This is a genomic window from Streptomyces kebangsaanensis, assembly GCF_001906585.1.
GTDB classification, from domain to species: domain Bacteria; phylum Actinomycetota; class Actinomycetes; order Streptomycetales; family Streptomycetaceae; genus Streptomyces; species Streptomyces kebangsaanensis.
Map to the genome: position 1 here is coordinate 197,550 of NZ_JUJA01000163.1, position 18,488 is coordinate 216,037.

The following is an 18,488-nucleotide window of genomic DNA, read 5'->3' on the forward strand; positions in this document are numbered from 1 at the left end:
GATGCCGGCGTTCTCAGCCGGTCACCTGCTTGTCCTTGGCGAGGGCCGAGGCACGGTCGGTGACGGTCTTCTCGAGCTTGGTGACGGCGGTGTCCAGTTCCTTGGAGTCGGCGCCCGCGGAGCGGGCCTGGTCCGCGACGGCCTGGAGGTCCTTGGCCGCCGTACCCGACTGGTAGAACTTCTGGTACAGCACTCGGTAGGCCTTCTTGTAGACGGCGTCGAACGCGTCGGACTCCAGGAACTTGGTCTTCAGGACATGACCCATGAGTCCGCCCTTGCCACCGGGCATGCCCTGGCCCGGATCGCCGCCCGCCGCCCCGCCGGGCATTCCTTCAGGCATCCCCTCAGGCATGCCGCCGGGCATCCCCTCAGGCATGCCCTGAGGCATCCCCTGAGGCATCCCCTGAGGCATCCCGTCAGGCATGTCGCCGCCCATGCCGCCGGGCATGCCGCCCATGCTGATGGAGTCGTCGGGCCCGGCCGTCGCGTCCCCGCTGAAGGTCAGGTTGTAGTCCCAGCCCAGAACGGAGAACTTCTTGGTGTCCAGGTCGTACCACAGCAGGTAGTTCTTGCCGGGACCGGCCATGTCGTCGAAGTTCAGCAGCAGGTTCTGCGTCGCGAGATAGGTGGCCAGCGAGTCGACGTCCACGTACGTGCCGAGGTCGCGGGCGAACTCCTCGTCCGAGGCCTTGTCGGCCCACCTGATGAGCTTCATCACCGGTTCGAGGTCCTGGCTGCCCTTCTTGTTGAGCTGCTTGAAGGAACGCTCGTAGTCCGTCGGATCGTCACCGCGGTAGGTGAAGCTGCCACCGGCCTTCGCCTTGTACAGCACCCCGTTACCGTCGGCGACACCCTCGGCGTAGTCGGTGTCGGGACTTTCGACCATGAGCCGCGTGACGGTGGGCCGGTTGTTCACCGTCAGCTTGGTGAAGGAGTACCGCTCGGCCTTCTGCCCGGTCTTCCGGATCAGCGACAGCGACAGCGCCTCGTTCAGCGGCACCTGGCTGTTGCTGCCGGGGCGCAGCGAGATCTCCCGCTCGCCCTGGTAGGCGCGGCCCTCGACGAACTCGTCGATCTTGACGAGCCAGGGCAGTTCCTCCGGCTTCTTCTCGGACAGGTCGTACTGCATCATCCCGCCCATGCCGCCGGCCCCGCCGGCTCCACCAGGAGCACCGGCACCACCGGCACCACCGGCCCCACCAGCTCCACCAGCTCCACCAGGAGCATCGGCACCACCGGCCCCACCGGCCCCACCAGGAGCACTGGCACCACCGGCCTCACCAGCTCCACCAGGAGCATCGGCACCACCAGCTCCACCGGCTCCACCAAGAGCACCGGCACCACCAGCTCCACCGGCACCACCAGCTCCACCGGCTCCACCGGCTCCACCAGCTCCACCGGCCGGAGCCCCCTGCGCGGCACCGGGCAGGCCGCGGCCGCCCCCGGGCATGCCCTTGTTGCCACGCAGTGACATCAGCGTGGAGTTGCCCTTGAGCCGGATCCCGACGTCGTTGAGATAGACCCCGTCGACGATGAGATCCGCCTTGATGTACTCCTTGGTCCCGTCGTCGCGGAACTCCTTCATCATTTTGTCGAAGTCGGTCTGCTTGTAGGTGAGTTGGACCGAGTGCGACACCGACGTGTCGTACAGGCCCACGGATCCCCCGACGTTCTCGGTGATGGGGTCCGCCTCGACCCGCGAGGACGACGTGACGTAGGGGGAGACCCGCGCGTCGCCCAGGAAGTAGACCATCGCGGCGAGCCCGACGCCCAGCGCCGCGGTCGGCTTCCAGTGGTGGCGCAACCGCACGGGCAGCCGGTCCCGCAGTCGGCGCCCGCGCCGCGCGGTGGTGCCGTCGGCCATCACAGGTCGGTGGTGTCGTAACCGGTCAGGACCGTCACCCGCTGTCCGGACGTCCGCTCCTGAAGGGCACTGACCAGGTCGCTGGGCTCGGCGCCCTTCTTCAGCCGCACCGTGTAGAAGATCTCGCTCAGCGCGCCGCCGCGGATCGTCTCCGTGCTCACCAGCTCGAACTCGCTGGTGTACTTGATCAGCACGTCACGGATCTGCGGCGTGTAGTCGTCACCGGCCGGGACCTGGACCTTGACGACCTGACGCTGCACGTTCAGCGCGAACCAGTTGAACTTGAACATCACGAGGACGACGGCGCAGATCACCACGGCGCCGACCGCGGCCAGCGTGTAGAAACGGGCACCGCAGGCCATGCCGATCGCCATGGCGAGGAAGACGAAGCCGACGTCCCTGGTCTCCTTGACCGCGTTCCTGAAACGGACCACGGACAACGCACCGACCAGTGAGAACGCGCGCGCCAGGTTCGATCCGACGACCAGCATGATCAGCGCGACGATCATACCGACGATGACCAGGGTCTGGACGTACGACTGGCTGTAGGAGACGTTGCGGTGCGTGTACCGGTACACGTAACCGATCAGCGTGGACAGGATGAACGACAGCGCCATCGCCGCCACGACGTCGGCCACGCTGAACGTGCCGCTCAGTTCCTGCAGATTGAGGTCGAAGTTCACTTTGCTCCTGCTTTCATCGGCGCGTCCTGCGCCGGCCGCTGCCGGTGCGGCTCTGCTTCAGTGGGGGTGGGTGGCGGGTAGTCCGCCTCGTTGACGTGGAAGACCGAGCGGGGGGCCAGACCGAACGCCTCGATGGACTGCACGTACTTCGAGACCCGTACGAGGTTGAGGTTGCGGCGCGCGGCCAGGTCGGTGATCCAGTGCGGGGTGCGCTCGTTGACCTTGATCTCCATGATCGACAGGTGCGGCGGGATCGTGAACCGGTTCTCCGGCGTCGTGGTGCCGAAGTGGAAGTCCCGGTCCCGGCCGCGGACACGGCGATCGAAGGTGACGCGCAGGCCGGTGTCCGCGTCACGGCCGACCAGCGCCTCGCGCTGGTAGCCGGTGATCGCGGTGGGCTGCAGGTTCAGCCGCACGACCAGTTCGAGGACCTCCTGGACGAAGGCGCTCTCCTTCGCCGAGTGCGGCACCATCTCCCGGTCGTCGCACAGCTGCCGCGCCACGCCGTAGGGAAGGGTGATGCGGCGCTTCTGCGTGACCCGGTTGACGCGCTGCTTGATCTCCACGCACACCGGCGACCCGTCGGTGACCCCGTCGAGGTCGCCGTAGTGGCGGATGCGCAGCTTGCGGCGGAACTTCAGCCCCTCGATCTTCTCCCAGTAGAAACGCAACTGAGGAGTGTCGTAGTACAGGCTCCACACGCCGTAGCCGCCGACCGGGCTGTGCAGGTCCCGGTCCATCCGCTCGGCCAGTTCGTCCCGGATCTGCGCCGCCTGTTCCACGGGGACCAGGTACTTCAGCTCGAACCGGTTGAACGCGTGCAGCCGGCTCGCCACATGCAACGGCTCCTCGCTCTCCTGCTCCCCGCTCTCGCCTGCTCGGGCCCGATCGACCCGGCCTTCGCGCGCCGCTGCCGCCTTCGACAGGAACACCATGCGCCTCCTTGCTCGTACGTTGCGGACCGACCGGCCACGCACACGCAACCAACGGCGCATGAGGAGCCCATGAGAATCACGGGTTGATTTCAGGAGTCCTGGAATTGGCGGGAAAGTGAACGCGGGTCAAAGTCCGCGGCCGGACATCACTGCTCCCGTTCCGCCCAAGTGAGGGACATGTCGGGATACCGGGTACCGGTCACCTCGGAGGCGATCGGCTCCGACAGCGCCAATTCCTCCTGCGTCAGGACGATCCGCGTCGCCGCCACGTTCTCCTCCACCCGGCTCGGCTTACGCGCTTACGCGCACCCGGGATCCGCACGACCGGCAGCCCGCGCACGGACGCCCGCCGCTGCACCCGGGCCGACGCGTTCTGCGCGAGCAAGGCGTCGTGGGCGGCGGCCACCGCCCGGAACGGCTTCAGCAGCGCCGTGTCGGCGGCCGCGTTCTCCCCCTGGAAGCGGGGAATGCCCCGGTCCGCCCTCGCCGAGCCGTACCGCGGGTTCCCGCCGTCGGTCACGGAGTGCCGCTGCTCTCCGCTTCGTGGTGGCGTCCGGCGTCCGCGTAGAAACCGATCTTGCGGTCCAGTACCGCGAGCGTGTCCTGGAGCTCGGCGATCCGGGCCAGGACGTCCCGGCGGGTCGCCTCCAGCAGCGCGTACCGCTCGCCGTACGTGCTCTCGCCCGCGCGCACCAGCTCCGCGTACCTGACCATGTCGGCGACCGGCATGCCGGTCAGCCGCAGCTTGCCGACGAGGTCGAGCCAGTCCAGGTCGCGGTTGGTGTAGCGGCGCTGGCCGGTGTGCGAGCGGTCCACGTGGGCCATCAGGCCGATCCGCTCGTACCAGCGCAGGGTGTGGGCCGTCAGCCCGGTGAGGGCGACGACCTCGCTGATCGTGTACCTGTCCTGCCCGTCGGGGCGCGGGTGCCGCCGGGGCCCGGCGGCGCAGAGGTCGGTACGGGTGGGGGCCCGCTCGGTCTCCTCGGTGGTCACGGCCGTGGTCTGCGTCACCGTCATGGCCCCCACGCTATGACCTTGGAGCGCGCTCCAGGCAAGCGAACCCGGCGGGGCGACCGGAAAAAGCGGGGGACGCGGGGCGGGTGCGGCGGCTAGCGTGCGCAGTCATGAGTCTCGTACGACGCGCTGAGCCCGAGGACGCCGCGGAAGTGCTGCGACTGCGGCAGGTGATGATCGACTCGGTGCCCGGTGCCGACACCTCCACCGACTGGCAGGCCGAGTCCCTGTCGACCCTCGAGGCCCGGCTCGCCGAGCCGGACGGGGACTCCGGGGACTTCGCGGCGTTCGTCGTGGACCACCCGGAGCGGCCGGGCGCGCTGGCCGCGCTGGTGGCCGGGACGCTCGAGTACCGGATCGGGCGGGCCGCCAATCCGCACGGGCGGGTCGGGTACGTCTTCAGTGTCGCGACCGATCCGGACGCCCGGCGCCGCGGGTACGCACGCGCGTGCATGGAGGCGCTGCTGGACTGGTTCCGGGAGCGGGGCGCGGCGCACGTCGACCTCAACGCGTCCGCCGAGGCCGAGCCGCTCTACGCCGGGCTGGGCTTCGTGCGCAAGCCGGACCCCTCGATGAGGTTGCGGCTGTGAGCCGCTTAGGCTCGATGCCATGTCGTTGAAGAGTCTGGCGTCGATCGAGAACTGGCCGGTCCCCACCGCCGCGGCGGGCGTGGTCCGCGCGGACGGCACGGTCGTGGGCACCCACGGCCCGACCGACCGGCGTTTCCCCCTCGCCTCGGTCACGAAGCCGCTGGCGGCCTACGCGGTGCTCGTGGCGTACGAGGAGGGCGCGATCGAGCTGGACGAACCGGCCGGCCCTCCCGGGGCGACCGTCCGCCACCTGCTGGCCCACACCTCGGGCCTGGCCTTCGACGAACACCGGGTGATGGCCCCGCCCGGCGAACGGCGGCTGTACTCCAACGCGGGCATCGAGCAGCTCGGCGACCACGTGGCGAAGGCGACGGACATCCCGTTCACCGAATACCTGCGCCAGGCGGTCCTGACCCCCCTGGGCATGACGCGGACGACCCTGGACGGCTCCCCGGCGAAGGACGCGGTCTCGACGGTCGACGACCTGCTCCGCTTCGCCGCCGAGATCCAGGCCCCGCGCCTGCTGGACCCCCGCACGGTCGCCGAGGCGATGACGGTCCAGTACCCCGGCACCAAGGGCGTCCTGCCGGGCTACGGCCACCAGAACCCCAACGACTGGGGCCTCGGCTTCGAGATCCGCGACTCCAAGTCCCCCCACTGGACCGGCACTTCCTCCTCCCCCCGCACCTTCGGCCACTTCGGCCAGTCCGGCACGTTCCTGTGGATCGACCCGGACGCGGGCGCGGCCTGCGTGGCCCTGACGGACCGCGCCTTCGGCCCGTGGGCGGTCGAGGCATGGCCGCTCTTCACGGACGCGGTACTGGCGGAACTCCGCTGACACCACCGGCCGGCACACCACCGGCCGGCCCCGGCCGCCCTCAGGCCGACCCGGCGCCGTCCTGCGCGAACAGGTCCTCCGCATGCGTGGCGTGAACCGCTCGCTGGGCCCAGGCCTTGAGCTGCTCGTGATCCGTACACGCCAGCACCCGCTCCCGGACGGCGTCCGACACCGGGATACCGCGCCACCCCAGAATGCTGAGCGTCATCTCGGCACTCTCCTCGACCCGCCCCTCTTCCCGGCCTTCCTCCCGTACCTGCTCGGCCACCGGGTGCCGGAAGAAGTAGTTGACCGGCATCATCAGCTCCTTCCAGATCTGCTTGGCCTGGACATCGACCAGGCGCGACTCGACGAACTACGCAAGCATTCCCGCGCTGTCGGTATCGGTGGCCACTGACCGTGGTCTCCGTTCGACAGTGTCACAATCCGGGTGCAGGCGGAGCTGTACTGACTCCGCCGACCATGCACTCGAACCAGACCGTCTTGCCGCGTCCGTCGGGGCGGACCGTGACCCCCCACCGGTCGGTGACGGCGGCCACGAGCACCAGCCCGCGCCCGCCGTTCGCGAGCGGATCGCCGCTCGCCCGTACCGGCAGCTCCGGGCAGTCGTCGGCGACCTCCACCCGTACCCCTCCGGGCTGGAGCAGGAAGCAGATACGACAGCGCCGACCAGGCACATGCCGTACGACGTTGGCGACCAGCTCGGTGAGCGCCAGCTCGGCGGCATCGGCCACACCGTCTAGCCCGGAGCCGGTGAGGTAGAGCCGCAGGATGCAGCGCAGGTGCCGGGCCGAGTGCTCGCCGACGGCGAACTCGGCGCGGTACTCACTGTCGATGTCCGCTCCGAGCGGACCAATTGCGTGATTCACGCCACAAGTCTGCGACTGTGCGCTTACGCTCCACTACGCAAAGAAACGAACGCCGTGAGGCGTTGCAAGGCGTAGTTCCGAAGTGAGGTGCCGCCGTGGCCAACATCCAGACGCTCGACCCGACCGCTTCCCCGCTCGACTACTACGGCTGGGAACTGCGCCGCCAGCGCGAAGCCCACGGTCTCAAGCAGGGCCAGCTCGGCAACATCATCTTCTGCACCGGGTCGCTGATCGGCCAGATCGAGACCACGAAGAAGGTCCCCACCCGGGACTTCTCCGAGCGCGTCGACGCGGCTCTCGGCACGGATGGCGCGTTCTCCCGCCTCGTCGGCCTGGTCCTGCGCAGCCAACTCCCCACCTGGTTCCAGCCGTACGCCGAGATGGAGGCGAAGGCGACGTACATCTCCACGTACCAGGCGCAGTTGGTGTACGGACTGCTGCAGACGGAGGAGTACGCGCGGGCGGTACTCGCCACGGGCATGCCGGACGACCTGGAAGGCCTGGTGGCGGCCCGGATGGAACGACAGCGCATCCTGGAGCGGGAACAGCCGCCGCTGACTTGGGTGATCCTGGACGAGGCGGTGCTACTGCGGCCGATCGGGGGCTGCGAGGTCATGCGACGCCAACTCGCCCGTCTGTTGGAGTTCACCGGCCATCGCTGGTTGCACGTGCAGGTGCTGCCGAACTCGGCGGGCGAACACGCCAGTCTGGATGGGGCGTTCAATCTCCTGCGCTTCGAAGACGACCCGGACATCATCTACACCGAGGACCTCATCTCCGGTCACATGACGGCCAACCCCGAGACTCTCAGGGAGGCCGCGCTCCGTTACGCTCGCTTGCAGGCCGCAGCCCTCTCCGTGGAGGACTCGGCGGCACTGATCGCCCGCGTGATGGAGGAACGCTATGGAGACCGGTCCTGACCTGAGGAACGCGCAATGGCGTAAGTCCAGCTACAGCGGCAGCACCGGCGGCGATTGCGTCGAGGTCGCCGACAACTGTCCCGCCGGCGCCCTCCCGGTCCGCGACAGCAAGAACCCGTCCGGCCCGGTGGTGACCGTCGGCACAGCCGCCTGGCAGGCATTCGTCGACGGCCTGCGATAGCCAACGCGCCCGCCCTCTGGATGTCCCTGTCGACGCCCAGAGGGCGGGCGACATCGCCGACGGCGAGGATCTGGTCGAGCCGTTGTCAGGAGTGCCGGGCCCGTCCCGGCAGGCGGCGATGGGGTGGGGAGACTGAACCCGGATCCACCGGCTTGATTCCGGAGTGAGCGTTTCGGGGGTTGTCCTGGCGGTCGGTGAGATGATCTGGCCGTTCGGGCAGGGGGTACTCGCTGGTCTGCCCAGCTCTTCCACGTGTTCGGTCGTCTCGGGCCCTTGCGGGCGGGGTGGTCAGGGCTTTTCAGGCGGTGGGTGGCGGTCCGTGCACCAGGTCGAAGAGCCGGGTGAAGTCGTCGGCCCAGGGCCAGTGTTCGGGCAGGTGGAGGGTGAGGCGCCGGGCCGAACGGGCCAGGCGGGCCGGCACGTCGATCAGGTGGTCGCGGATCGTTGCGGTGGTGGCCTTGGCGTGGAAGGCGGAGGCCAGGGCGCCGGCGGCGCGGGTCAGATTGTGTGCGAGAGCGGCCAGTGCGAGCCAGGCGGCGTTCGCCTGGAAGTGCCCGGAGGGGGCGTGGGCGAACGGGCCGTTCTTCAGGTCCGCGATCACCTGTTCCACGACAGCGTGCCGCCTGTGATCACGCTCGGCGTCCGTCAGTGGGAGCGGGGAGTCGGTGAAGGCTGCGTGGTAGCGCCAGGTGTCGAAGAGCGTGCCCTGCCCCTCGGGCAGGGCCGCCGGGTTGAGCCGTTTGACGCGGCGCACGATCAGACGGGCGGTGACCTGCTGCTTCTTCGGCTTGGAGGTGAAGGCGGTGTAGCTGGTCTCGGCTATCTCGGCGTCCGAGATCCAGCACTGCCCCTCCTCGTCCCAGATTGCCTTGGGGTACTTGATCGCCTTCCACGCGGCTTCGTCGATGCCCGCGATCGCGGCCTTGATGGAGGCGTTCATCCGCACCGTGATGGAGAACCGGACGCCCAGGGCCCGGCAGGCGTTGACGACATCGGCGCCGTAGAACGCGGAGTCGGCCCGCACGATGAGCAGCCCGCTTGCGCCGCACGCTCGCGCGGTGCGGATCGATTCGGCGACGAACGCAGCCGCACCGCGGGCGGAGTTGGACGGTCCCTTGCGCAGACGGGTGGCGGCGATCAGCGGAGCGGCCAGCGGGGTGGAGACGATCCCGATCAGCGCGTTGAGGCCCTTGACCTTGCTGTATCCGTAGCCGGCTCCCTGCTTGGCGTAGCCGTAGGTGCGGCGGATGGTGTCGTCGATGTCCACGTAGGCCACCTGGCCGGCGCCGGGCAGCAGCGGGGTGTGCGCGGCCAGGCGGGGCAGGAACCGGCGGGCCACCGCGTGCAGTTGCTTCACGTGTCCGTGGCTGAAGGAGCGCAGGAACGAGCCCAGCGTGGACGGCGCCCGCACCCCGCTGAACAGCCGCGGCAGCCCACCGTGCCGCAGCCGGTCCATGTCATCGATGCTGTCCGCCCCGGCGACCATGCCACCGACCAGCGACATCAGCTTCGCCGCGGGAAAGGCCCCGGTCCCGTCCTTCGAGGCCGGCAGCCGGACGTACTCGTCGACGAGTACGGGCAGTGCGCACCGCTCGGCCAGCCGCACCACCGGGGCCAGCCCGCCGTACCCGACCAGATTCGGATCATCGAACCGTGCGGAGACCCTCGCCGCGGCATGGGAAGATTGCATCTCGGAAGTGCCTTGCCGATCGTGCGTGCTGGAAGCGTGAAGAACTCCCATCCTCGCAGGTCACAAGGCACTTCCTCGTTTCAGGAGAAGCTATCCACAGGCATCAAGCCGGTGGATCCGGGCTGAAGGTAGAGAGGAGCGTTCCCCTCCGTGAATGGCGGGCTCCTTCCGAAGAGGAAGGAGTCTACGGCGAAGCGGCGACGCCGTTGGGGAAAGTTCTGCTGATGCGGTCACCGTCTTCGCGTGGAGACGTGTATTCGGCAGCAGAACGGCACGAGCGTTGGAGCCTGGCCCTCTCTGGTGGACACAGCATGGAGATCGACGCCCTCGGGGCTCCTGGAGTGATCTCGCAGAGAGTCCTCAAACGTGGAACTTCTGGGACTCTGAACGGGGATCGCTTCGAGATCACCGTTTCTTCGTCGTTGCGTCGCGCACATAGACATGTGTCCATGCATGGCCTGGGCATCACTTTCACACCTAGCGGCTCGGGTGCAGAACTCCGTGAAAACGGAAAGCGGGTTGCGCTGAAACGGTTGGGGGACTGGGAAGTGGCCGATGCCTCCGCAGGCGCTGTGCTCAGTGTTTGCCTCTTCGAGTGGGCGGAGATGGCCTTCTTTCTGCAGACTCCATTCTTGCGGTTGCTGTAAAGGTGGTGAGCATGGTGAATCTCGAAGAGTAGTCCGTGACGCGGCTATGTCTCGATGAGGCGCTCACTATCCTCACCAGCGGTGGAGCCGAGCTGAGGGTTGAAACTACTGTCCACATCGAGGGAGAGGGCGAGGCTTTCCTCGAGTTCGAACCGGGAGCGCCCGGGGGGGCCGCTGACCTACTTCAACGGAACATGCACGCTCCTCTTCACTCAAGGGGTGCGGATCTCGGTCCCCTCAAACCCGGACTTCGAGGCGTGGACCTACACCTCCCCAAGCGGGCGGACTGTGTGCATGCCAGGCGGCGACCTTGCCGTTTGGACGTCTGCGGACTTACGCCACCGAAGGTGAATCCCAAGACTGCCACCCTGCAGGTCCACTGAGCATCGCAGTCAACGTGACACCTGTCGGCATATCCACTGCAGGCTCCCTGCCCATATCGCCCCTGTTTGCGTTCTTTGCCTGGAATGCGGCAAGGTTGCCTGCTGGACCCGCCCCTTTCTTGGTCGGTGTCATTTTCAACATCGCCCGGTTAGTATTGGCCGGGGTGGCTGTGATGGCTGTTGGATTCGGCATGGGCAAGAGTTGGCGACAGTGGAATAAGACCAACTTCTTCTGAGGCCGTCGGGCACCTCTGGCTCGCCTGGAGGGGCTTTGACTTCGAAAGTACCGGTTCCGAATGCCCCAGCGGCTGCCCTGGACTTCGGAACCACTCGTCTTGTCCTGGCCGAGTACCGGAGGTGGGCGGCGTGGCTGTTGTCCATCGGGCTTGGCGCTCTGGTGGTCGCCTTGGCCGCCGCAGTGGTCGGCGGGGCGGTGGGAGTCAGGTGGCTGGGCTCACTGACCCCGTACATCTCAGGAGGCGGGCTCGTCGTCACAGCCATCGGAGCCGGTTCCCTGCGCATCGCCGGGCGCATGCGGGACCTGCTGTCCGGGGGGCCGTGGATCGCCTGCCCCGCGGTCGCACTGGCGACGGCTCCAACGCGACTTGTTCTGAGGGCACCTGACACCGACGAGGTGTGGGCGCTGACCGTGGTGGCTGTTCGTCAGCGTCACCGTCTGGCGTGGCCGGCGGCTTCTGGTGTGCTGTGGTGGTGCGGGGATCCTTTCTGGGGCGGAGTCGTCGCACAGCCAGGTGGTAAGGCGTTGGTGTGGGCGCGACCGACCCGGCGGCGTCGGCGAGAGGGCGACCTGCGTGCGGCTGTTTCCTCCGGGCTGTTGGAGCGTGCTGTGCCCCGGCAGCCCCAGGCGCCCTCGGCAGGTCCGGTTGTGACGGGCACGGTGCCTGTTCCGCCCGCCCGTCGTCGCCCCTTCTTTCGATGGGTCGCGCTGTTGGGCGCCGTGGTCCTGGGCTCGGGGATCGCCGGGTCCGTGGCGGCGGAGCGGGATCCGCAGGTGGATCTGACCGTGGTCCAGGAGGACGCGTCGGGGCGCTGCACCGTGGTCTGGAAGGACCCGTGGAGCGGGAGCAAACGTCGGGGGCCGTTCCAGTGCGATCCCGACCGGGATCCGATCCTGTGGGACTTCGAGAGCGGGTTTGTCGTCTCGTACGGTCCGTGGAAGGGAGATCTCTACAACGCCGATCTCGAGGGCACTCCCGCGTACGCCGTCAACGGCGGGCTGTCCTTCTTCGGCTTTCTGGTTCTGGTCGGCTCCGGGATCGGAGGCGGTGTCCGGCATGTCCATCGCGCTGTCCAGCGACGCGCTGCCCGAAGACCTCGCATGACCGGCGGTCCGTGGTCGGCCATCGGTTTGGGTGTCGGCACGTCCGAGCCGCCGTCGGCCGGCACCGAGAAGTCCGAGGATCTCTCCTACGCCGCATGGACGGAACTGGCCCGGCGCACCTCCATGCCGCCGTCGGTTTCTCCCCACCGGCGTGAAGCCGACGTACGTGCGGTGCCTTGGTGGCGGGTGCGGGCCCTGCGGGAATTGTCCCAGCTGGAAGGAATGACGCTGGGGGCGGTCTGTCTGCTCGTAGCGTTGCTTCAGTGGCTGTTCGGCGGTGGGGCGAGCGTCCCTGTGATCGCGATGGGGGCGATGGGCGGCGTCATGGTGATCGGATTCGCAAGGCGTGCCGTGTCTCACGGGCTTGCGGACGTTCGCAGGCTTGTTCGGGCGGCCAGGGCCCCCGTCTCCGTGCCGAGACCGTACGTTCTCGTCCACGATCCCTGTGACGGGACACCGGTGCTGATCCTGTTCCCCGCTCACGCCGGGCCGGACACCCAGCCCGACGCCGTGCTGGCGGTGCGTGCTCCAGGCACGGACAGGCGACCACGGCAGGGGCTGCCCGAGCCCGTCGGCACAGCCGACCTGCGGGGCTGGCTCGACGAGGAACCCACCGTGGTGCCGTGGATCGAGGACCGGGCGTTCTGGCCCCTGCACGGCTTGCGGGAGGTGCGTGCCGGCGTGACGGAGGACCGGAACTACCTTCGCCACCTCATGGGCGAGACGGAGAAGGCGTTCACCTGTCACCGCGTCAGCACGTTGTAGTGGTCGTCGCTCCGGCCATCTCCCACATCAGCAACTCCGCGTCCGTCACTCCCACCGCCTCCAAACCCCCGGCGGCATCCGTGATCCGCGCCGAGTCCCCCGGGCCCAACCGGTCCTCGCCCAGTCGTACTTCGCCCCGTACGACATGGACGTACACATACGCCGCGTCCGGTACCGCCGTCCGCTCCCCCGCTGCCAGGCGGCGGACGTGGAGCGTGGCGCCGGCCTCCGGGACGGCGTACGAGGTGGTGTCGCGCACGACCTCGTAGTGAGGTTCGCCGCCGGGGCGGAGTGGGGTCAGCCACATCTGGACGAAGGTCAGGGGGGTGTCGCCCTCGTTGCGTTCCACGTGGCGGACGCCGGCCGCCGCACTCAGGTGCTGGACGTCGCCGGGGCGGACCCGCGTCTCGTGGCCCGTGGAGTCGCGGTGGGTCAGTTCGCCCTCGACGACCCAGGTGACGATCTCCGTGTGGCTGTGCGGGTGCTCGTCGAAGCCGGCTCCGGGGGCGAGGTGCTCCTCGTTGCAGGCGATCAGGGCGCCGAAGCGGAGGTTGTCCGGATCGTAGTGCGGGCCGAAGGAGAAGGCGTGCCGGGTTTCGATTCCGGCTGTCGGCTCACCGCCCCGGTAACGCTCTGCCCCGCGCCATATTGCGATCGTCACGGAGACCACCGTAGTCCCCGGCCGTGCGGCCGTGAGGCCCGGAGAAGCCAGGGTCCCGACCCGGCGGCACGTACTGACGTCCGGATGAGGCAGTCTTGTCCCCGTGCCCGAACCCGAATCCCACCAGAGCCACGCCGCAGCGCACCGCGCCCTCCATCCGCATGCCGCGACCCTGAAGCGGCTGGAGAGGTCCTCCGGGTCACTGGCCGCGCAGGCCATCGCCCGCATGGACGAGACGCTGCCGTGGTACCGGGCGATGCCCCCGGAGAACCGTTCCTGGATCGGGCTGGTCGCCCAGGCGGGCATCGCCGCCTTCACCGAGTGGTTCCGGCGCCCCGACGCGCCCCAGGCCATCTCCACCGATGTGTTCGGCACCGCCCCGCGCGAGCTGACCCGGGCGATCACGCTGCGGCAGACCGTGGAGATGGTGCGCACCACGATCGAGGTCATGGAGTCCGCCATCGACGAGGTGGCGGCGCCGGGGGACGGGGGCGTGCTGCGCGAGGCGCTGCTCGTCTACGCCCGTGAGATCGCCTTCGCCACCGCCCAGGTGTACGCCCAGGCCGCCGAGGCACGCGGTGCCTGGGACGCCCGGCTGGAGTCGCTGGTCGTCAACGCCGTGCTCAGCGGGGAGGCGGACGAAGGGGCCGTGTCGCGGGCCTCCGCCCTGGGGTGGAACTCGCCCGAACATGTGTGCGTGGTGCTCGGGACCGCGCCCGACGGGGATTCCGAGCTGACCGTCGAGGCCATCCGGCGGGCCGCCCGGCACGCCAAGCTGCAGGTGCTCACCGGGGTGCTCGGGGACCGGCTGGTCGTGATCGCGGGGGGCAGTGACAATCCGCTCGGCGTGGCCAAGTCGCTGATCGGGCCCTATGCCCCGGGTCCTGTGGTCGCCGGGCCCGTCGTGCCCGATCTGCTCGCCGCCACCCGGTCCGCGCAGGCCGCCGCGGCCGGGCTGAAGGCCTGTTCCGCCTGGCAGGACGCGCCGCGGCCGGTGCTGGCCGACGATCTGCTGCCGGAGCGCGCCATCGCCGGTGACCCGGGAGCGCGCGAGCAGTTGGTGGAGGAGATCTACAGACCGTTGGAGGAGGCGGGGTCGGCCCTGCTGGAAACCCTCAGCGTCTATCTGGAGCAGGCGAGCAGCCTCGAAGGCGCGGCGAGGATGCTCTTCGTTCACCCGAACACCGTGCGCTACCGGCTCCGACGTGTGACGGACGTCACCGGTTGGTCACCCTCCGATGTACGATCCGCGTTCACGCTACGGATCGCGCTGATCCTGGGGCGTCTGGTCGATGGAGATCCCCAGGCCTAGGCTTTTGTCGGGGGTCCACAAAACCCCTTCGTGTTCTTCGTCCCTGTCCTCACGGGCGGCCCCGGCCGCCCCCAAGAGAGAGTGTGAGAGTGCTCGTACTCGTCGCTCCCGGCCAGGGCGCCCAGACGCCCGGCTTCCTGACCCCCTGGCTCGAACTGCCCGGTGCCGCCGACCGCGTGGCCGCCTGGTCGGACGTCATCGGACTGGACCTCGTCCACTACGGGACGCAGGCCGACGCGGACGCGATCCGCGACACCGCGGTGGCCCAGCCGCTGCTGGTGGCCGCCGGGCTGCTGTCGGCCGCGGCACTGGGTGACACCGGCGCGGGCGTGGTCGCGGGCCACAGCGTGGGTGAGATCACCGCCGCCGCGTTCGCGGGCGTCCTGGACGACACCGCCGCGCTGACCCTGGTCCGCAAGCGGGGCCTGGCGATGGCCGAGGCCGCCGCGATCACCGCGACGGGCATGTCGGCGCTGCTCGGCGGCGACCCGGAGGTGTCCGTCGCGCACCTGCGCAAGCTGGGCCTGACCCCGGCGAACGTCAACGGCGCGGGCCAGATCGTGGCCGCCGGCACCCTGGAGCAGCTCGCCGCGCTGAACGAGGACAAGCCCGAGGGCGTGCGCAAGGTCGTCCCGCTGAAGGTGGCCGGTGCCTTCCACACGCACCACATGGCCCCCGCGGTCGACCGGCTGACCGAGGCCGCCAAGGCGCTCACCCCCACCGACCCCAAGGTCACCTACGTCTCCAACAAGGACGGCCGGGCCGTGCACAGCGGCGCCGAGGTCGTCGAGCGGCTGGTCGGACAGGTCGCCAACCCGGTCCGCTGGGACCTGTGCATGGAGACCTTCAAGGAGCTCGGCGCCACCGCCCTGATCGAGGTGTGCCCCGGCGGCACGCTGACCGGTCTGGCCAAGCGCGCGCTGCCCGGCGTGAAGACGCTGGCGCTGAAGGGCCCCGCCGACCTCGACGCGGCCCGCGAACTCATCTCCGAGCACGCCTGACGACCCCTGAGGAGCCGACGATCATGTCGAAGATCAAGCCCGCCAAGGGAGCCCCGTACGCGCGCATCCTCGGCGTGGGCGGCTACCGGCCCACGCGGGTGGTGCCCAACGAGGTGATCCTCGAGAAGATCGACTCGTCCGACGAGTGGATCCGCTCGCGCTCGGGCATCGAGACCCGGCACTGGGCGTCGCCCGAGGAGACCGTGGCGGCGATGTCGGTCGAGGCCTCCGGCAAGGCGATCGCCGACGCCGGGATCGACGCCTCGCAGATCGGTGCCGTGGTCGTCTCGACCGTCTCGCACTTCAGCCAGACGCCGGCCGTCGCCACCGAGATCGCCGACAGGCTCGGCACCGACAAGGCGGCCGCCTTCGACATCTCGGCGGGCTGCGCCGGCTTCGGCTACGGCCTCACCCTGGCCAAGGGCATGGTCGTCGAGGGTTCGGCCGAGTACGTCCTCGTCATCGGCGTGGAGCGCCTGTCCGACCTGACCGACCTGGAGGACCGGGCCACGGCCTTCCTGTTCGGCGACGGCGCCGGCGCGGTCGTGGTCGGTCCCTCGCAGGAGCCCGCGATGGGCCCGACCGTGTGGGGCTCGGAGGGCGACAAGGCCCAGGTCATCAAGCAGACCGTGCCGTGGGACCGATTCCGGATCGGCGACGTCTCCGAGCTTCCCGTGGACAGCGAGGGCAACGTCAAGTTCCCCGCGATCACGCAGGAGGGCCAGGCGGTGTTCCGCTGGGCCGTGTTCGAGATGGCGAAGGTCGCCCAGCAGGCGCTGGACGCGGCCGGGATCAGCCCGGACGACCTGGACGTCTTCATCCCGCACCAGGCCAATGTGCGGATCATCGACTCGATGGTGAAGACCCTCAAACTGCCGGAGCACGTCACGGTCGCCCGTGACATCCGCACCACCGGCAACACCTCGGCCGCCTCGATTCCGCTCGCGATGGAGCGGCTCCTGGCGACCGGCGAGGCGAAGAGCGGCGACACCGCGCTCGTCATCGGCTTCGGGGCGGGTCTCGTCTACGCCGCGACGGTCGTTACCCTCCCCTAGGCACTCCGTGCCGGATCATGGTTCCGGCACGGGAGCCGCACCACCTGCCGCTGCCGCGGCGGGCGCCACACCCTCTGAAACAGTTACGAAGGAGCGCCGACATGGCCGCCACTCAGGAAGAGATCGTCGCCGGTCTCGCGGAGATCGTGAACGAGATCGCCGGAATCCCGGTCGAGGACGTCCAGCTGGACAAGTCCTTCACCGACGACCTGGACGTCGACTCGCTGTCCATGGTCGAGGTCGTCGTCGCCGCCGAGGAGCGCTTCGACGTCAAGATCCCCGACGAGGACGTCAAGAACCTCAAGACGGTCGGCGACGCGACCGAGTACATCCTCAAGCACCAGGGCTGATCGACCGATCACAGCCTTGGGCTGACTGCCCCGCCACCCGGCGGTGGCGCCGTACGAATCCTCGTATCCGTTGGAGAAAGAATTCCCGTGAGCTCGACCAATCGCACTGTGGTCGTCACCGGTATCGGCGCAACCACACCGCTGGGTGGCGACGCAGCCTCGACCTGGGAGGGACTGGTCGCCGGCAAGTCCGGTGTGAAGCCCCTGACCGAGGAGTGGGCGGCCGACCAGGCCGTCCGTATCGCGGCCCGGGTGGCCGTGGAACCGACCGAGACCATTCCGCGGCCGCAGGCCCGCCGCCTGGACCGCTCCGCGCAGTTCGCGCTGGTCGCCGCCCAGGAGGCCTGGAAGGACGCCGGTTTCACCGGCAAGGCCGGTGAGGACCCGGCCGTCGACCCGGACCGGCTCGGCACGGTCGTCGCCTCCGGCATCGGCGGTGTGACGACCCTGCTGGACCAGTACGACGTGCTGAAGGAGAAGGGCGTACGCCGTGTCTCCCCGCACACCGTCCCCATGCTGATGCCGAACGGCCCCTCGGCCAACGTGGGCCTGCTCGTGGGCGCCCGCGCGGGCGTGCACACGCCGGTCTCCGCGTGCGCCTCGGGCGCCGAGGCCATCGGCTACGCCATCGAGATGATCCGCACCGGCCGCGCCGACGTCGTCGTCGCCGGCGGTACGGAGGCGGCGATCCACCCGCTGCCCATCGCCGCGTTCGGCAACATGATGGCGATGTCCAAGAACAACGAGGACCCCGAGGGCGCCTCGCGCCCCTACGACGTCGACCGGGACGGCTTCGTCCTCGGCGAGGGCGCGGGTGTGCTCGTCCTGGAGTCCGCCGAGCACGCCGCCAGGCGCGGCGCCCGCGTCTACGCGGAGGCGGTCGGCCAGGGCATCTCCGCCGACTCCCACGACATCGTCCAGCCGGAGCCGGAGGGCCGGGGCATCTCGCACGCCCTGCAGAGCCTGCTGGACCGCACCGACCTGGACCCGGCCGAGATCGTGCACGTCAACGCGCACGCCACCTCGACACCGGCGGGTGACATCGCGGAGCTGAAGGCGCTGCGCAAGGTCTTCGGCGACCACGCCGACCACATGGCGGTCTCCGCGACCAAGTCGATGACCGGCCATCTGCTCGGTGGCGCGGGCGGTGTGGAGTCGGTGGCGACGGTGCTGGCGCTGTACCACCGGGTGGCTCCGCCGACCATCAACGTCGACACGATCGACCCCGAGGCCGAGGCGAACGCGGACGTGGTCCGCGGGGAGGCGCGCAAGCTGCCCGCCGAGGGCCGCATCGCCGCTCTGAACGACTCGTTCGGCTTCGGCGGGCACAACGTGGTGCTGGCGTTCCGGACGGTCTGAGCAGCTCCCGTACGCACGTGCAGGGCCCC

General features: G+C 69.3%; 18 protein-coding genes and 2 pseudogenes. 11 read left to right on the forward strand and 9 right to left on the reverse strand.

What is annotated here, in order from left to right; genetic code table 11:
- Positions 1 to 13: 13 nt before the first annotated feature.
- From RH94_RS32615 to RH94_RS32635, 5 genes and pseudogenes are all read right to left on the reverse strand, one after another.
- Entirely contained in the window at positions 14 to 1,864 is a 1,851-nt protein-coding gene (locus tag RH94_RS32615; RefSeq protein ID WP_073951933.1) for a CotH kinase family protein, read from the reverse strand.
- A complete protein-coding gene (locus RH94_RS32620) occupies positions 1,864 to 2,547 on the reverse strand; it encodes a DUF4956 domain-containing protein (RefSeq protein WP_073951934.1) in 684 nt (227 codons plus the stop codon). Before RH94_RS32620 ends, RH94_RS32615 begins: the two co-directional genes overlap by 1 nt.
- A complete protein-coding gene (locus tag RH94_RS32625; protein ID WP_079189289.1) occupies positions 2,544 to 3,383 on the reverse strand; it encodes a polyphosphate polymerase domain-containing protein in 840 nt (279 codons plus the stop codon). Before RH94_RS32625 ends, RH94_RS32620 begins: the two co-directional genes overlap by 4 nt.
- Positions 3,384 to 3,628: 245 nt before the next feature.
- A pseudogene (locus RH94_RS45215) lies at positions 3,629 to 3,957 on the reverse strand (aldo/keto reductase); the annotation flags it as partial.
- 41 nt (positions 3,958 to 3,998) lie between these two features.
- The gene (locus RH94_RS32635; protein ID WP_073951937.1) at positions 3,999 to 4,499 is read right to left on the reverse strand and encodes a MerR family transcriptional regulator; all 501 of its coding nucleotides are present in this window, start codon (positions 4,497 to 4,499) and stop codon (positions 3,999 to 4,001) included.
- Positions 4,500 to 4,606: 107 nt separating this feature from the next.
- Here RH94_RS32635 and RH94_RS32640 point away from each other — a divergent pair, with 107 nt between their 5' ends.
- Together RH94_RS32640 and RH94_RS32645 are read left to right on the forward strand one after the other, a co-directional pair.
- A complete protein-coding gene (locus tag RH94_RS32640; RefSeq protein WP_073951938.1) occupies positions 4,607 to 5,086 on the forward strand; it encodes a GNAT family N-acetyltransferase in 480 nt (159 codons plus the stop codon).
- Between the two features lie 19 nt (positions 5,087 to 5,105).
- Complete coding sequence (locus RH94_RS32645) at positions 5,106 to 5,924, forward strand: serine hydrolase domain-containing protein (RefSeq protein WP_073951939.1); 819 nt, start codon at positions 5,106 to 5,108, stop codon at positions 5,922 to 5,924.
- Between the two features lie 40 nt (positions 5,925 to 5,964).
- On the opposite strand, the pseudogene RH94_RS32650 reads toward RH94_RS32645, so the two are convergent.
- Together RH94_RS32650 and RH94_RS32655 are read right to left on the reverse strand one after the other, a co-directional pair.
- Positions 5,965 to 6,279, reverse strand: a pseudogene (locus RH94_RS32650) (hypothetical protein); the annotation flags it as partial.
- Between the two features lie 64 nt (positions 6,280 to 6,343).
- Entirely contained in the window at positions 6,344 to 6,793 is a 450-nt protein-coding gene (locus RH94_RS32655; RefSeq protein WP_073951940.1) for an ATP-binding protein, read from the reverse strand.
- Between the two features lie 95 nt (positions 6,794 to 6,888).
- Here RH94_RS32655 and RH94_RS32660 point away from each other — a divergent pair, with 95 nt between their 5' ends.
- A complete protein-coding gene (locus RH94_RS32660; protein ID WP_073951941.1) occupies positions 6,889 to 7,713 on the forward strand; it encodes a helix-turn-helix domain-containing protein in 825 nt (274 codons plus the stop codon).
- Positions 7,697 to 7,894: a DUF397 domain-containing protein gene (locus RH94_RS32665; protein ID WP_073951942.1), complete on the forward strand. Its 198-nt coding sequence runs from the start codon at positions 7,697 to 7,699 to the stop codon at positions 7,892 to 7,894. The genes RH94_RS32660 and RH94_RS32665 overlap by 17 nt, the downstream gene beginning before the upstream one ends.
- Before the next feature lie 298 nt (positions 7,895 to 8,192).
- On the opposite strand, the gene RH94_RS32670 is transcribed toward RH94_RS32665, so the two are convergent.
- Positions 8,193 to 9,584 carry an IS1380 family transposase gene (locus tag RH94_RS32670; RefSeq protein ID WP_073951943.1) on the reverse strand — a complete coding sequence of 464 codons (1,392 nt, stop codon included), beginning with the start codon at positions 9,582 to 9,584 and terminating at the stop codon, positions 8,193 to 8,195.
- Positions 9,585 to 10,330: 746 nt separating this feature from the next.
- Here RH94_RS32670 and RH94_RS46850 point away from each other — a divergent pair.
- Positions 10,331 to 10,582 (forward strand): DUF6188 family protein, encoded by a 252-nt coding sequence (locus RH94_RS46850; protein WP_407697388.1) that lies wholly within the window; start codon positions 10,331 to 10,333, stop codon positions 10,580 to 10,582.
- Positions 10,583 to 11,602: 1,020 nt separating this feature from the next.
- Positions 11,603 to 12,721: a hypothetical protein gene (locus RH94_RS32675; RefSeq protein ID WP_143204104.1), complete on the forward strand. Its 1,119-nt coding sequence runs from the start codon at positions 11,603 to 11,605 to the stop codon at positions 12,719 to 12,721.
- Here RH94_RS32675 and RH94_RS32680 read toward each other — a convergent pair.
- On the reverse strand, positions 12,708 to 13,382 hold the full coding sequence (locus RH94_RS32680) for a pirin family protein (protein WP_407697389.1): 675 nt from the start codon (positions 13,380 to 13,382) through the stop codon (positions 12,708 to 12,710). The genes RH94_RS32675 and RH94_RS32680 overlap by 14 nt on opposite strands.
- 103 nt (positions 13,383 to 13,485) lie before the next feature.
- Here RH94_RS32680 and RH94_RS32685 point away from each other — a divergent pair, with 103 nt between their 5' ends.
- The 5 genes from RH94_RS32685 to fabF all read left to right on the forward strand — a co-directional run bounded on the left by RH94_RS32685 (position 13,486) and on the right by fabF (position 18,459).
- Positions 13,486 to 14,694 carry a PucR family transcriptional regulator gene (locus RH94_RS32685; RefSeq protein ID WP_073951945.1) on the forward strand — a complete coding sequence of 403 codons (1,209 nt, stop codon included), beginning with the start codon at positions 13,486 to 13,488 and terminating at the stop codon, positions 14,692 to 14,694.
- A gap of 89 nt (positions 14,695 to 14,783) precedes the next feature.
- Entirely contained in the window at positions 14,784 to 15,695 is a 912-nt protein-coding gene (locus RH94_RS32690) for an ACP S-malonyltransferase (protein WP_073951946.1), read from the forward strand.
- Positions 15,696 to 15,718: 23 nt separating this feature from the next.
- Positions 15,719 to 16,750 carry a ketoacyl-ACP synthase III gene (locus tag RH94_RS32695; RefSeq protein ID WP_073951947.1) on the forward strand — a complete coding sequence of 344 codons (1,032 nt, stop codon included), beginning with the start codon at positions 15,719 to 15,721 and terminating at the stop codon, positions 16,748 to 16,750.
- A 101-nt stretch (positions 16,751 to 16,851) separates the two neighbouring features.
- Entirely contained in the window at positions 16,852 to 17,100 is a 249-nt protein-coding gene (locus RH94_RS32700; RefSeq protein ID WP_073951948.1) for an acyl carrier protein, read from the forward strand.
- 87 nt (positions 17,101 to 17,187) lie between these two features.
- Complete coding sequence (gene fabF, locus RH94_RS32705; RefSeq protein ID WP_073951949.1) at positions 17,188 to 18,459, forward strand: beta-ketoacyl-ACP synthase II; 1,272 nt, start codon at positions 17,188 to 17,190, stop codon at positions 18,457 to 18,459.
- Positions 18,460 to 18,488: the final 29 nt, after the last annotated feature.

Bases quoted from the DNA above. Each gene is read 5' to 3' on its own strand.
- RH94_RS32615 (WP_073951933.1), bottom strand. From the start codon at position 1,864: ATGGCCGACGGCACCACCGCGCGGCGCGGGCGCCGACTGCGGGACCGG.
- RH94_RS32695 (WP_073951947.1), top strand. From the start codon at position 15,719: ATGTCGAAGATCAAGCCCGCCAAGGGAGCCCCGTACGCGCGCATCCTC.
- RH94_RS32700 (WP_073951948.1), top strand. From the start codon at position 16,852: ATGGCCGCCACTCAGGAAGAGATCGTCGCCGGTCTCGCGGAGATCGTG.
- RH94_RS32645 (WP_073951939.1), top strand. From the start codon at position 5,106: ATGTCGTTGAAGAGTCTGGCGTCGATCGAGAACTGGCCGGTCCCCACC.
- RH94_RS32670 (WP_073951943.1), bottom strand. From the start codon at position 9,584: ATGCAATCTTCCCATGCCGCGGCGAGGGTCTCCGCACGGTTCGATGAT.
- RH94_RS32635 (WP_073951937.1), bottom strand. From the start codon at position 4,499: ATGACGGTGACGCAGACCACGGCCGTGACCACCGAGGAGACCGAGCGG.
- RH94_RS32665 (WP_073951942.1), top strand. From the start codon at position 7,697: ATGGAGACCGGTCCTGACCTGAGGAACGCGCAATGGCGTAAGTCCAGC.
- RH94_RS32640 (WP_073951938.1), top strand. From the start codon at position 4,607: ATGAGTCTCGTACGACGCGCTGAGCCCGAGGACGCCGCGGAAGTGCTG.